The 13477-nt window shown below is 59.4% G+C and carries 15 protein-coding genes and 2 pseudogenes; 9 read left to right on the top strand and 8 right to left on the bottom strand.

All coding sequences use genetic code 11. From position 1 onward, the window contains the following. Window positions 1-129: 129 nt before the first annotated feature. Window positions 130-306, top strand: a pseudogene (locus tag C5J26_RS32190) (alpha/beta fold hydrolase); the annotation flags it as partial. Window positions 307-446: 140 nt separating this feature from the next. Beyond that, window positions 447-629: a hypothetical protein gene (locus tag C5J26_RS32185; RefSeq protein WP_105405464.1), complete on the top strand. Its 183-nt coding sequence runs from the start codon at window positions 447-449 to the stop codon at window positions 627-629. Between the two features lie 299 nt (window positions 630-928). On the opposite strand, the gene C5J26_RS32180 is transcribed toward C5J26_RS32185, so the two are convergent. Further along, window positions 929-1834, bottom strand: a complete 906-nt coding sequence (locus tag C5J26_RS32180; protein WP_046668780.1) for a LysR family transcriptional regulator — start codon at window positions 1832-1834, stop codon at window positions 929-931. A 340-nt stretch (window positions 1835-2174) separates the two neighbouring features. On the opposite strand from C5J26_RS32180, the gene C5J26_RS32175 reads away from it, so the two are divergent. Together C5J26_RS32175 and C5J26_RS32170 are read left to right on the top strand one after the other, a co-directional pair. Continuing rightward, entirely contained in the window at window positions 2175-3170 is a 996-nt protein-coding gene (locus tag C5J26_RS32175; protein ID WP_105405463.1) for a zinc-binding alcohol dehydrogenase family protein, read from the top strand. Window positions 3171-3223: 53 nt separating this feature from the next. Next, window positions 3224-3661, top strand: a complete 438-nt coding sequence (locus C5J26_RS32170; RefSeq protein ID WP_046668779.1) for an ester cyclase — start codon at window positions 3224-3226, stop codon at window positions 3659-3661. Window positions 3662-3849: 188 nt separating this feature from the next. Here C5J26_RS32170 and C5J26_RS32165 read toward each other — a convergent pair whose 3' ends face one another. From C5J26_RS32165 to C5J26_RS32145, 5 genes are all read right to left on the bottom strand, one after another. After that, a complete protein-coding gene (locus tag C5J26_RS32165; RefSeq protein ID WP_105405462.1) occupies window positions 3850-5487 on the bottom strand; it encodes an FGGY-family carbohydrate kinase in 1638 nt (545 codons plus the stop codon). Between the two features lie 52 nt (window positions 5488-5539). Beyond that, complete coding sequence (locus C5J26_RS32160) at window positions 5540-6268, bottom strand: SDR family oxidoreductase (protein WP_105405461.1); 729 nt, start codon at window positions 6266-6268, stop codon at window positions 5540-5542. 21 nt (window positions 6269-6289) lie between these two features. Continuing rightward, the gene (locus tag C5J26_RS32155) at window positions 6290-7540 is read right to left on the bottom strand and encodes a sugar ABC transporter permease (protein WP_172746229.1); all 1251 of its coding nucleotides are present in this window, start codon (window positions 7538-7540) and stop codon (window positions 6290-6292) included. Next, window positions 7537-8355 carry an ATP-binding cassette domain-containing protein gene (locus C5J26_RS32150; RefSeq protein ID WP_105405460.1) on the bottom strand — a complete coding sequence of 273 codons (819 nt, stop codon included), beginning with the start codon at window positions 8353-8355 and terminating at the stop codon, window positions 7537-7539. Before C5J26_RS32150 ends, C5J26_RS32155 begins: the two co-directional genes overlap by 4 nt. Window positions 8356-8428: 73 nt before the next feature. Continuing rightward, window positions 8429-9460, bottom strand: coding sequence for a sugar ABC transporter substrate-binding protein (locus tag C5J26_RS32145; protein WP_371681971.1), 1032 nt, complete (start codon window positions 9458-9460; stop codon window positions 8429-8431). A gap of 297 nt (window positions 9461-9757) precedes the next feature. Here C5J26_RS32145 and C5J26_RS32140 point away from each other — a divergent pair, with 297 nt between their 5' ends. From C5J26_RS32140 to C5J26_RS32125, 5 genes are all read left to right on the top strand, one after another. Continuing rightward, window positions 9758-10804 carry a LacI family DNA-binding transcriptional regulator gene (locus C5J26_RS32140; protein WP_105405459.1) on the top strand — a complete coding sequence of 349 codons (1047 nt, stop codon included), beginning with the start codon at window positions 9758-9760 and terminating at the stop codon, window positions 10802-10804. Between the two features lie 22 nt (window positions 10805-10826). Next, entirely contained in the window at window positions 10827-11012 is a 186-nt protein-coding gene (locus C5J26_RS33035) for a hypothetical protein (RefSeq protein WP_172746228.1), read from the top strand. Window positions 11013-11274: 262 nt separating this feature from the next. Beyond that, entirely contained in the window at window positions 11275-11589 is a 315-nt protein-coding gene (locus C5J26_RS32135) for a helix-turn-helix transcriptional regulator (RefSeq protein ID WP_105405458.1), read from the top strand. Further along, window positions 11586-11945, top strand: a complete 360-nt coding sequence (locus tag C5J26_RS32130) for an SRPBCC domain-containing protein (RefSeq protein WP_105405457.1) — start codon at window positions 11586-11588, stop codon at window positions 11943-11945. Before C5J26_RS32135 ends, C5J26_RS32130 begins: the two co-directional genes overlap by 4 nt. 45 nt (window positions 11946-11990) lie before the next feature. Continuing rightward, entirely contained in the window at window positions 11991-12602 is a 612-nt protein-coding gene (locus C5J26_RS32125; protein WP_105405456.1) for an ATP-dependent Clp protease proteolytic subunit, read from the top strand. A gap of 479 nt (window positions 12603-13081) precedes the next feature. Here the strand turns inward: C5J26_RS32125 and C5J26_RS32120 are convergent, their stop codons facing one another. Next, window positions 13082-13261 (bottom strand): hypothetical protein, encoded by a 180-nt coding sequence (locus C5J26_RS32120; protein WP_371681972.1) that lies wholly within the window; start codon window positions 13259-13261, stop codon window positions 13082-13084. Between the two features lie 27 nt (window positions 13262-13288). Beyond that, window positions 13289-13360 (bottom strand): annotated as a pseudogene (locus C5J26_RS33770) (hypothetical protein); the annotation flags it as partial. Window positions 13361-13477: the final 117 nt, after the last annotated feature.

Raw genomic sequence — 13477 nt, 5'->3', positions numbered from 1 at the left:
GACGGCTCTGCCGCCTCGTGAGAACCTCCAACGTAGACTCCATGGAGAAACTCCTTGTCGCTCATCCATGGAATGTCGATCACAGATCAGGCGGCGGCAGGCAATGTGGGGGCAGAACACCGGTTACGGTTCATCTACGGCGACGCGGACAAGAATATCCCGCCGCAAGCATCTGCCTTCATGGCTGAACGGGCTCACGCCCGCGAAACGGTCGCAATCAAGGGCGCTTCGCATGTGGTGATGGTGTCGAATCCTGGGCCTGTAGCGCGGCTGATCGAGAATGCCGCTAGGGAGATATCGCGATGAAAGCCCGTCGTCACGGTCGGTCATGAGCTGCGTCAGTGAGCGTGGCGCCAGCTGCTTTCGCTTCGTTCAGTATTTGATCCACCTCGCCTTTGCTGCCGGCAAGGTACCCAAGACTGAACTCTGTGGAGCTTGGAGCTCCAATGGTGGTGCGCATCTTTGGCAAGCTCACTTCGAGGATAAAGGGCAAGGGTAAGGTCGCCTTCCAAGTGAAACATCACTACGGCCCCGGCGGCATGCCTATCGTCGCCTTTGAAGCCGTCGACGGCGATACCCTTTGTGGGCAAACCGAGGCCGTCACGATAAAACCCAAGCTATCGCTCTAGGTGTGAGCTTTCAGGAGGTTGTCCATTCGGAGCGGATTTAGGAGACTGGAGTTACCACACCTCAGTTTTCCAGGATCGCTCCGAATGAACATCCATAAGAATGCCCGACTATCTCCTGAAAGTTGCCGGTCCGCTTGGTTATTGAAATGTCTAGGGTAACGTGGCTAGCCGAACGTCTGCTTTGGGTAACCATATCACGAAACCTGATCAGCCCTCAGCATGACGAAAGTTCTTCGAAGGCATTCGACGCGACTGCATCTCACCATCTTCAGATGTTTCACTGCCTCGCTCGTGGGTAATCACTTGGAAATCGGAAAATCGCTGCGGCTGAGCGCCGCGGCGACTGCATCAATCACAGCGGCAACGCGCTTGGGCAGCAGCCTTCGGGACGGGTAGATCGCATGGATGGGCATGGAGTCAGTCCCGAAATCCATCAGCAACTGGACTAGGCTACCGTCCTGGAGGTCGGATCGCACCAAATCGACAGGCAGGCAGGCGATGCCACCACCCTGCTGTGCAATGGTCCGTTGTGCTTCATCGTTGTCCAACTGCAGCGCACCCGAGATCCTGGCGGCAATGGCCTCGCCCTTGGCATCGATGAAGTGCCAGATATCGGGCGGGTTAAAATTGCTGTTTACGATACAGCCTCCCTTGGCCAGGTCCATCGGTGTCGCTGGTTCCTCATGCGCTGCCAGCCACGACGGTGATGCGCAGCAGATAAAGCGGTACGTGCCGATGCGCTTGCTCACCAGCGTGGACGACGGAAGATCGCCCACGCGGATCGCCAGATCGTAGCCTTCGGCCACAAGATCCACCCGCCGGTTCGACAGCGACAACTCCACCGACAGAGCCGGGTGCGCTTTGGCAAATTCGGCGATCGCTGGACCTAGTGTAGTGACGCCAAGGGTCGTAGGAGCAGAGATCCGTAGCGAGCCCTTGAGCGAGGCAGCAGGGCTGGATAGTTCGTCGAGAACTGCGAGCTCGTCGAGGATGCGGATCGACTGCTCTAGGAATTGGGTTCCAAGGACAGTCAGCTTTTGGGCGCGGGTCGTCCGCTCCAGCAGACGAGCGCCGTGGCGAGCTTCAAGGTTCTGTATACGGCGGCCAACCATCGTTGCCGAAATGCCGAGTTGCTGCGCCGCGGCGGCGAATGAGCCGAGGCGTGCGGTCGCGACCAATGCTTCCAGTTCCGGCAGATTATGCATTCCCAATCCTGGTGCACGATTGAAGCAACTTATAGCTCGATACTCAATAAAAATGCACGGTGTATTATGTCGAACTCTCAAGAGGTGGCACAAATGCATAAGGGACTAATGGATGCAGCCGCGGTATTCACCGCTTTCACGACGGTCGCGAGCGCACAGGTGGTCGCCTCGAAGAGGGATACAGAGGGCGGGCTGCTGGGCAAGTGGGTGGCCGGCTTATGAGCCGGTTGATTGCGGCACTGAAACTCTCAGGCTGTGATGAGTGCGCTAATCTGCGCCCTTGCTGCTCACATTGCGCCCTCGCTGGTCTTGGCGTGCCTGAACTCAAGCAGGTGATTTGATGTCGATGATGCAAGCAGCGGTGATGCGGGGTCCCGGCGGCCCCGAAGTCCTGAACATTGAGACCATCCCGGTCCCAATGCCCAAGAACGGCCAGGTTCTGATCAAGGTCATTGCCTTTGGCCTCAATCGATCTGAGCTATTCACCCGTCAGGGACATTCGCAGGGCGTTCAGTTCCCGCGCGTCCTGGGTATCGAGGCTGTCGGTATCGTCGAGCACGCGCCTGGTGGTCAATTTGCCCCTGGTGATACCGTCGCCACCGTGATGGGTGGCATGGGTCGGCAATTCGATGGCGCTTATGCCGAATTTGCCTGCGTGCCGGCCAGCCAGGTGCGCAAGTTTTCGTCGGATCTGCCATGGAAGGTCCTCGGTGCCGTACCCGAAATGTTTCAGACGGCCTGGGGTTCGCTATTCCGCGCTCTCGACCTCCAGCCGGGTGAGCGACTGCTCATTCGTGGCGGATCGACCTCGGTCGGCCTTGCTGCTGCTGGCTTGGCCTGCAATCACGGCGCGTATGTCCTGAGCACGACGCGTCAGGCAACACGGACCAGCCTTCTAATTGAGCACGGAGCCAACGAGGGAATAGTGGATGATGGCCATCTGAGTGCCAGCATCGCAAAAGTCGACAAGGTCCTCGAACTGGTGGGCACGACCACTCTTGCCGACTCCCTCCTATGCACTCGGCCCGGAGGCGTGGTCTGCATGGCAGGGATGGTTGGTGATAAGTGGTCGTTCGATAGCTTCGCGCCCATGGATGCAATCCCCAACTACGTGCGCCTGACTACCTATTCAGGCGGTGTCTCCGAGTTCATGCAAATGCCCCTCGACAGCATTTTGACTGATATTGCATTAGGAAAGCTGAAAGTGCCGATAGGCCGCACGGCCCAGCTCAGCGAAATTGCTGTGGCGCATCGGTGGATGGAGCAAAACCAGGCGGAGGGAAAGATTGTCGTCTTAACCTCAGCGGACTTGTCGAGCTTCGGACGAAGCGCCTGAAGTGCCGTGGGCCGCGGCTGACCGCACGCCAACGATTTCTAACGGAGATTATCATGTCTGCCATTGCCAACGCATTCATGCGGCGCTTTGTCGAATTCATCAACACGGCCGACGAGACGCTCGGAAGTGAGCTGATCGCTAACAGCGCGATCTTCCATGTCCCGAACCGGAGTGAGCCCATGCAGGGCCTCGGCGGCTATCTCGCCATCATCGGTATGATGCGCAGCGGTTTTCCCGACATCCAGTGGACGCTGGAAGAGACGATTGCTGAAGAGGACAATCTTGGCGCCGGCAATACTCGGATCGCAGTGCGTTTCACCATGCGGGGAACGCACCATGGCGATTTTTTCGGGGTTCCCGCCACCGGGAAGTCGATCAGCGTCCAGGCTGTAAACTTTTACCGCATTTCCGACGGAAAGATCGTGGAGGAGCGCGGTCAACCAGACCTCTTAAGTCTTATGCAACAGATCGGAGCGGTGCCCGTACCGTAGGCGTCACTCCAACCGGTGGCGGCACCTACACAGTTGGATCGCCCGCAGCGCTCATCATCATGACGCTCGTCCGAATGGAGCCGGCTCGCCTTGGCCGCCTACTTTCGATCCCAATGAATCCAAGGCAGTAGACCGCCGCAAGCTTTTCAATAGGTCCTGAGCCTATAGCTTGGTAACTTCAAGCAAAATCAACTATCTTTCAATCCTCTGGCCAGCGTCTGCAATTCCGCAAAGGCCACGTACCGTTTAGCATGAATCTCCGCCAGTTCGCCCACCGCCGGCATATAAACGTGCGCGGGACTGCACAACCGTTTCATCGCCGAGACTACGTCCGGAAAGGCGCCGCTTGCGACCGCTCCAAGGATGGCCGAACCCAAGAGAACCGGCTCTTCCGATAGGGTCCCGATCACCGGTGCGCCACAGGCGTCGGCAAGTATCTGTCGGACCAGTTCATGCTGCCCCGCACCACCGCTGATGACGACGTTTTCGATATGTGCACCGGCTTCAGCCTGGGCCTCGATGATCTGTCGCAGACCATAACCGATGCCACAGAGCCCTGCCACATACAGCGAGACGAGACTGCCAAAATCGCGCTCCATGCCAAGGCCTGCGATCACCGCTCGGGCATGGGGATCGGCAAAAGGCGCGCGGTTGCCAAGAAATTCTGGAACGACATGCAGGCCCGTCGCCAGACGTACGGCCTCCGAAGTGGTGCCTGCTTTTTCAGCGGCTGCATCAGCGATCAGGGCCGGCAGCGGCACACGTCGCTGCTCTGCTATCCCGTTCGCTTCCGCCGCGGCAGGATGAAAGGCCAGCAATTGATCGATCGCGGCACCGGCAGCACTTTGTCCCCCTTCATTGAGCCACATGCCAGGCACCATGGCTGAATAATACGGTCCCCAAACGCCCGGCACGAAGACGGGCTCGACGGTGGAAGTCATGGTACAGGACGAGGTTCCGAAGACATAGGCGAGATTGGCTGCCGGACGGCCACCGATACCAACAGTGCCGATCCCGCCAGCATGAGCGTCGATCATACCGGCGGCGACCGCAGTTCCTGGCTGCAATCCCATGGCCTTCGCGGCCTGCGCCGTCAGCCCCTGCCCCAGCGGTGTCCCTGGCTCGACGATGCGTGTGCCGATCCGCTCGAAACCTTCGTCGGCAAGCGGCCCGAGACCGATCTCTTGGAAATAGGTCGGGTCCCATCTTTGCTCGTGGGCAAGATAGGTCCATTTGCAGGTCACGGTGCAGGTGGAGCGTGCAAGGTCGCCGGTTGCCTTCCAGGTGAGGAAATCGGCGAGGTCGAAAAACTGCCACGCCGCGTCAAACGTTTCCGGACGATTCTCCTTCAGCCAAAGGATCTTCGGTGTCTGCATCTCGGGGGAAATCCGTCCGCCCACATATCGCAGGACTTCGTGCCCCATATCGTTGATCCGTTCCGCCTGGGCAACGGCACGGTGGTCCATCCAGACGATAATGTCGCGGTTGGGATCCACTGATGCGCCAATAGCAAGAGGGCGCCCGCCTTCGCCGAGCACGACCAGCGAACACGTTGCATCAAAACCAAGACCAATGATCGCCGCCGTATCCACCCCGGCAGCAATGACCACCTCGCGGACAACCGTACAGACGGCGTCCCAGATTTCAGTACTCGACTGCTCGGCAATGGTGCCGGCCTCCCGGAAGAGGGAGATATCGCGCTTGGCCACCGCCATCAGCCGGCCCGAAAGATCAAAGAGCCCGGCACGCGCGCTTCCAGTGCCGACATCGACGCCGATGAGATAGCGTGAGGCGGCGGGCGCTGTGGTGTTCGCTGCGTCGATCATGGTGTTGGCTCTTGCAGATCTTGGGATATCGGGAAGTTGCCGTCGGCGTCGATCAGAGATCGACGCTGTTGGGCAGGATGACGAGGTCGCGGATGGTGACGTTGCGAGGGCGAGACAGCATGAAGAGGACGGCATCGGCCACTTCCTTCGGCTGCATCAGACTGCCATTCGCCAACGCTTCCTCCATCTTGGCCTTCGGCCAGTCGTCGAGCAGAGCGGTGACCACCGGACCGGGCAGAATTGCGCCCACGCGCACCCCATCCTTTGCGACCTGTCGGCGGGTCGAATGGACAAAAGCCTGAACAGCGAATTTCGATGCGGTGTAGATCGGCTCCCACACAACCGGCACCACACCGGCAATAGAACTCGTGAACAGGATATCGCCTGACTTTTGCGCGATCATATGTGGCAGCACCGCGTGAACTGAGCGGAAAGCGGCATTGATATTGAGGTTGAGCATCCGGTCCCAGGCATCCGGATCGCCTTCCGCGACCGGACCGCCGATATAGCCACCGGCATTGGCATGGAAGATGTCGAGACCGCCGGCAACCTCGAGAATGCGCGGCAGAATGCCGGACAACTCCTTGCCGTCGAGCAGATCGACCACCAGCGGCTTGGCGCGGTCTCCGAGGTCCGAGCACAGCGCTTCGAGCTTGTCCTTTGCCCGGTCGATCAGCACCACGGTTGCGCCTTCCCTCAAGAGGGTGCGGGCACATTCCAGACCAATGCCCGATGCAGCGCCGGTGATTGCGGCAACTTTGCCCTTCATCAGTTCAGCCATGAGATTTCCTCCAGATTGTTGTTAGGCACGGCCATGGCTGACACGCGAACGGCGCGCAAGCGAGTCGACGATGACGGCAATCGCCAGTACCGCGCCGGTGATCATGTAGCGCAGGGACGAATTGAGATTGAGCAGGGTAAGGCCATTGGAGATCGCCTGGATGACAATGATGCCGAGCAGCGCCGAATAAGCGCTGCCACGGCCGCCAAACAGGCTTGTCCCGCCGATGACGGCTGCCGCGATCGCATTCAGGTTGACATCGCCGGTGCCGGCCTGCTGGCTGGATGATGCCAGGCGAGACGCCGAGAGGATGCCGCCAAGGGCGCCCAAGGTCGAGCACAGCATGAACGCACTCAGGTAGATGCGACGGACATTGATACCCGAGCGGCGGGCCGCTTCACGGTTTCCGCCGACGGCGAACATAGACCGCCCCCACTGCGTCTTCGTCAGTGCATAGTTCAAGATGACGGCCAGCGCCACGAACAGGCCGAACATCCACGGCACACCGCGGCCGAGGTTCAAATAATAAACGGCGAATTCCAGAGCGACCGTCAGCACGGCCACCTTGATCAGGAGATTGCTCAATGGCTGCGAGGAAAGATTGACCGATTGCCTGCGCTTGCGAATGGCGAAGCCGGCAATGACCATGATGAGACCCGGCGCCAATGCCAGAATGTGCGACATCCAATCCGGCATCACCAGGATCTGACCGAAGCGCACCAGGGGCGAGGCATAGGGAAGGTTGATGCTCCCGGTCGGGCCAAGGATATAGAGTTGCAAACCAAGAAGCGCGAGCAATCCTGCAAGCGTGGCAACGAAACTCGGCATGCCCAGTCGGTTGTACATCAGGGCGTAGACCGCGCCGACCAGAGCGCCAGTCGCGAGCGCCGCGAAGATCGCGACGATGACAGGCAGACCCGAATTGACCCAGAGCACACCGATAATAGCCGATGACAGGCCACTCATCGAGCCGACGGACAGGTCGATCTCGCCCAACAGCAGGACGCAGACGATGCCGAGCGAGATGATACCGACGGTCGCGCAGTCGAACAGCAGGTTCACGAGATTATTCGGTGCCAGGAAGATCGGGTTGAGAATGCTGAAGACCGTTGAGATGACGACCAGCCCCACCGCCACCGGCAGCATGCCCAGATCGCCGGATCGCACGCGATCAACGAAACTCCTGAGCATGCCGCTCAGGCCATCGTCATGCTTGACCCTGATGTCGCTGCGGTCGAGCGCCTGATCCTTGTTTGACATATTCTGGCTCATGCGGCGCTCCCGCTGGTTTCGGTATGGCCCGTCTTGCGGTCCAGGCGGCGCGACACGGAGTTTTCCGTGGCCCCGGTGATGGACGCGACGAGTTCCTGATTGGATGCGTCGGGGCTGAATATGCCGTTGTTGCGCCCCAGGCGCAGGACGACGATGCGGTCGGCAACCGCACGCACATCTTCCATGTTGTGGCTGATGATAATGACGCCCAACCCGCGATCGCGGACGCGTTCGATGAGGTTCAGCACCTCCGCCGTCTGCGCCACGCCGAGAGCCGCGGTTGGTTCGTCGAGCATGATGATTTTCGGGTCGAGAAGCAGGGATCGCGCGATGGCAACTGTCTGGCGCTGGCCGCCCGACAGCGAAGCAATCGGTTCTCGCACCGATGGAATGCGCGCCGCCAACTCCTTCAGAAGCGTCCACGCGCGGACCTCCATGGCGATCTCGTCAAGATTCCACGGCGACAGTTCGTGACCCAGGAAAAGATTGGCGACGACGTCGAGATTTTCGCAAAGGGCTAGATCCTGGAACACTGTAGCAATGCCGAGTTCCAGCGCACGGCTTGGACTGTCGAGCGATACTTCCTGTCCGCAGAACTCGATTTTACCGGACGATGGCTGGTGGACTCCGGCCAGAACCTTGATCAGGGTTGACTTTCCCGCGCCATTGTCTCCGACGAGAGCAACGACTTCGCCGGCACGCACTTCCAGATCGATATCGGTCAGCGCCGACACCGCACCAAAGTTCTTCGAGATATTGCTGAGCCGGAGAATGAGACTGCCCTTCTCCGGGTCCGCCCTGTGTTCTTGCACCATGACTTGACGCTCTTTTTAGGTTCGGGGGCATGTCCGGCCGGGCATCGGCGCGGCCGGACATCTCGATAGAAGGTTACTTGGTAATACCGAGCTTCTTGCAGCCTTCGGCATATTCACCTGTGCAGACTTCTTTGGCAGTCTGGATCTTCTTGTCGAAGATCTCCGCCTTGATGTTGTCCGCAGTCACGACGGCGGGCACGAAGAGTTCGGACGGCGTGTCGTAAAGCGAGGTCTTCGCCTGCGGCTTCTCGCCCTTCAGAAGCTGTACCGCCACCTTGGCGGCAGCGGCAGCCACGATTTCCGACGGTTTGGAAATCGTGTTGTACTGGTCGCCGGAGATGATCAGTTGCAATGCCGCGATCGTCGCGTCGTTGCCGGTAACGGGCGGAACAGGGTTTACGCCTGCAGCCTTGAAGGCAGCGATCGCGCCGCCGCCCGTGCCGTCATTGGCGGCGACAACGCCCTTGATAGCTGCACCAAAGCGGGTGATCTGGCCGGCAGCCCATTCCTGGGCCTTTGGCGGCGCCCATTCGGGCGTGTCGAACTCCGCCAGTGTCTTGTAGCCGGAATCCTTCAGGCCTTGATGGATACCGTCACGGATAAGACCTGCCGCCGCGTCGGTAGGAGAGCCGTTGATTTGCAGCACGCCAGCGCCTTCTGCAACGCCGCGTGCCTTGAGATGCTGGACCAGCGACCGGGCGATGGCATGGCCGATGCCTTGATTGTCGAACGACACGTAGAAATCCGCCGGCTTGGCGGGGATCGGACGGTCATAGGCGATCACCTTGACGTCCTGGGACTGCGCGATCTCGACGAGCGCGGCAGCGGCGGCCGAGTCGACCGGGTCGAGCACGATAACCTTGGCGCCCTGAGCGATGACCGAATTGAACTGCTGCTGCTGGAGCGCCGTGTCGGCATTGGCATTCTGGTAGATGACCTTGCATTTCGGGCAGAGCTTTTCCATCTCCGCCTTGAAGCCGGGATAGTCATGGTTCTCGTAGCGCGTCGACGCCTGGTCCGGCATCAGGAATGCGACGGTAGCCGCCTCCTGCGCATAGGCCGAACCGGCAAACATGGCAGCGGCAGCGGCCGACACCATCATCATTGAACGGAATTTCATGGTTTCCTCCTTTTGAATGAATAAACACGTGTTGAGGTACGCGCTCCGGTTTCATGCCCAAGCCTCTCCTCCAGCCTTGCCGCAACAGGCGGCAAAGCATGGAGATCACTGCCCCCGCCGAACGGATCGGCGCGGTCATGATCGTGGATTATCCCGGATGCCTCCCTGATCGACCCTCCACAGCCAACCAAATTCATCGATTGCGCAACCTTGCTCAATCGATGAAGCAGAATTGCCACCTTCCTTCAATAATGTCAAGCTGTGTTCGAAGTGGAGATATGAGTGAATCAGGACAGGCCGACAAAAAAGATTACGATCTATGACCTGGCCGAGCTTGCGGGAACGTCGGCCAGTGCTGTCAGCGCCGTGTTGAACGGGAACTGGAAAAAGCGCAGGATCAGCAGTCAATTGGCAGAGAAGATCACCCGGCTAGCGGAGGAGCAGGGTTATGCCATCAACATGCAGGCCAGCCTGCTTCGACGGGAGAAGTCCAAGATCATCGGCATGATCGTGCCCAAATATGACAACCGCTATTTCGGATCGATCGTCGAGACCTTCGAAACCATGGCACGCGAGCGGGGTCTTTTCCCGATCATCACCTGCACACGCCGCGACCCTGAACTGGAGGTCGAAGCGGCCCGGACCATGCTTTCCTATCAGGTCGAATGGCTGGTTTCGACCGGCGCAACGGATCCCGACCGCATCAGTGATCTCTGCGGAGCCGCGGGCGTCGGAAGCCTCAACCTCGATCTGCCCGGCACCAAAGCGCCTTCCGTCATCTCCGACAATTTTACCGGCGCCCGAGAATTGACGCGGCGCATTCTCGTCAACAGCGAACGGAAGCTGGGCGCAGCTCGCCCGCTTCTCTTCATCGGCGGCCGCGGTAGCGATCACAACACCGCGGAGCGCGTGCGCGGCTTTCGCGCGGCCCATGCCGATATCGGTGTACCGATCGACGAAAGCCATATCCTGACCTGCGGATACGCACCGGAAAAAGCCGAGACGTCCCTTCAAGCGCTGGCCAGGGCGGAGGGTGAGCTGCCGAGCGGCATGTTCGTAAATTCCACAATTTCGCTCGAAGGTGTCATGCGGTGGATCAAGCGCTCCGGCCACTATGCAAATCACACGCCTGTCATGGGCTGCTTCGACTGGGATCCCTTCGCGGCACTGCTCGGCGACCACATCGAGATGGTGCGGCAGGACGTCCAGGGCATGCTGACCGCCGTATTCGAGGTCATCGACCACGGAGCCAAGGGCGCCTCGCTGATCGAGATCCCGCCTATCTTTGTCGATAGCGACGATACGCTCGTCAATGATCCAACCGCGTGACGCAACTTACGGAAAAGCGAGCATGTTGTGGGAGCAGTGCTCGCCATCGAGGATGATCAATGCGGCTGGCGGCGTGCTTGGCAAGCCGGTCGTCCCCGTCACCGCGCTGCGAACAATGAATGGTCGCGACGAAGAAGCCGACTACAAGCTACTTCGCGATCGGACGACGGCGACAGCACATGTTCGGAACTGGCGTGTGGTTGAATAACCACCTTTTAGCGAATGCGAACGACGGCATCGATTTTCGATAGCCCAAGAGCGGACGGCCCGCCTCCGGCCCCAATCTGGTCATTGGCCGTCGCAAAAATCCGCCGCGAAACTCCAATGTTTGCGGCAGAATTTTGTGACGAGGATCCTCGAGCGCTGTCCGGAGAAGCCGGTGCGCCGCGGAGTCAGGAAGTGTGCGACAACCGAAAAGCGATCGCGAAGCAGGCTTGCGAATCACATAAGTCTGTGCTTATGTGATATACATGATGGAACATGATATTTTCCGCGCGCTCGCCGACCCGACCCGCCGCACGATCTTCGAGAAGCTGGCGACCGGCAGCATGAATGCCAGCGCGCTCCGCCAGGGCATAGATATCAGCCAGCCGGCCATGTCCCAGCATCTCGCAGTGTTGCGCGCTGCCAGGCTGGTGCGGGAACAGCGGGAGGGCCGCTTCGTGAATTACGAGGTTGATCCGGATGGGCTCGCCCTGATCGCTCAATGGCTGGCGAAATATCGCGCCTATTGGCCGGATCGCATCGACGCTCTCAAGCTCTTGCTGAAGGATATGGATCAATGAACGACCAGATGACCAAGGTGCAGGAAAGAGGTTTCGAACAGCGCTATGATCTGGATGCACCGCCGGAAAAGGTCTGGCGCGCAATCAGCATCGCGGAGTTTCGGGAGAAATGGCTGCCGAAGGACATGCTCGCCGATCCGGAATCGGTTTCGGTGACACCCGGCGAGCGGGTTCGCTATAGGCTGCGCGACGACACCCCACCATTTCTAGAGAGCTTCGTCACCTTCACGATCGCCCCGAATGCAGCAGGTGGAACGAGCCTGCGGATCATCCATGAACTAACCGGCGCCACCGTCGAGCGGTTGTCGAGATCCGTGGCCAACGCCAACAGCCCGCCCCTCATGCTCGCCGCCTGACGCGGCCAACCTCACCTCACCAAAGCTGAAGATTGGAGTTCGCCGATGCGCGAAGCGATGCAACTCGTCCCTATGGTCGTAGAACAATCCTCGAGAGGGGAGCGATCCTTCGACATCTACTCCCGTCTGCTTCGCGAGAGGATCATCTTCCTCAACGGCGAGGTAAACGACACCGTATCGGCGCTCGTTTGCGCACAACTGCTGTTTCTTGAGGCGGAAAACCCCAAGAGACCGATCCATCTCTATATCAATTCACCAGGTGGCATCGTGACCAGCGGTCTCGCGATGTACGATACCATGCGTTACATTCGCGCGCCCGTGCACACCCTCTGCATGGGGACCGCCCGCTCGATGGGCTCGTTCCTGTTGATGTCAGGCGAGCCAGGCGAGCGCACGGCGCTTCCAAACGCCAGCATCCATATTCACCAGCCTTTGGGCGGCTTTCAGGGACAGGCGTCGGACATGTTCATCCATGCTGAGGAAATGAGACGAACGAAACACCGCATGACACGGCTCTATGCCGAGCATTGCGGGCGCACCTATGACGAATTCGAGCGCGCGATGGACCGCGATCGCTTCATGACAGCGGAAGAAGCCGTGGAGTGGGGCCTTGTTGACCGTATTCTGCAGGTTCGGGAAGACACGGCCAGCCTATAGCATGTCGCGAATTTCCCGATTGAAGCAAATACTTGTTTTCCTGACTTTTGGTTTTGCGATGCCGGGAATGTCTGCCCTTGGCGCGAAGCGGTCTATTGGAAGTTCCGGCTCTCTACTTTCAGCGTATCGATATGCAGGTCCCGCACTTATCCCGAGCCCAATACTATGCCGAGCCCACCAATCATCGAGGAGCTTTCATTGGGCAGGAAAGCGCCATGTGTGGACGGCTCCGGTTTGGCAAGAGTTTTGTAGACTTTTTTGCACATTGCTGGTCGGAGCTGCCATGTGTCCGGCCTTTGGATGCGGCACAGAAACAGGCCGCTGGCCATAATGCTCTCCGCGGATTGGGTCCCGGTCAAAAGCCCGCGCTCGAAGCGCCTGGCGCATAGTGGGTTGTCCCTCTCCTTGGGCCGACTGGCGTAGGTGCGTTATAAGTCTCTTGCTCTTACCAAAGACGTTCACGACGCTTGCGCCGTGTTTCACCTTTCGGCGGTGACCGGGATTGCTCGATAGGGTTCGTTGCGGCTCATCATCGCCCAGGCAATCCGCGCTATCTTGTTGGCGAGTGCTACCGCCGCGACCTTTGCCGAACGGCGCTCCATCAGTGAGACCAGCCAAGGATGGCGGGCGTAGCCCAATAGCTTCGCTCTCTTGATCACCGCCAACGCGCCGACCACCAATAGCTGCCTCAGATATCGATTCCCGGCCTTGCTGATCCCACCGAGTTTCTCCTTGCCTCCACTAGGAGGAATCGACATTCATCGCAGCCAGATCATAGCGGCGACGAGATAGAGGAAGCCTTGGAAGTGAATGGTTCTGCGGTCGTAGCGCGTCGCGAAGCGGCGGAAGTGCTTCATTCGGTTGAAGCACCGCTC

The sequence above is a fragment of the Neorhizobium sp. T7_12 genome (assembly GCF_002968535.1).
Classification (GTDB): domain Bacteria; phylum Pseudomonadota; class Alphaproteobacteria; order Rhizobiales; family Rhizobiaceae; genus Neorhizobium; species Neorhizobium tomejilense.
Note: the sequence above shows the minus strand (reverse complement) of the source record. Positions and strands in the feature narration are given on the sequence as shown.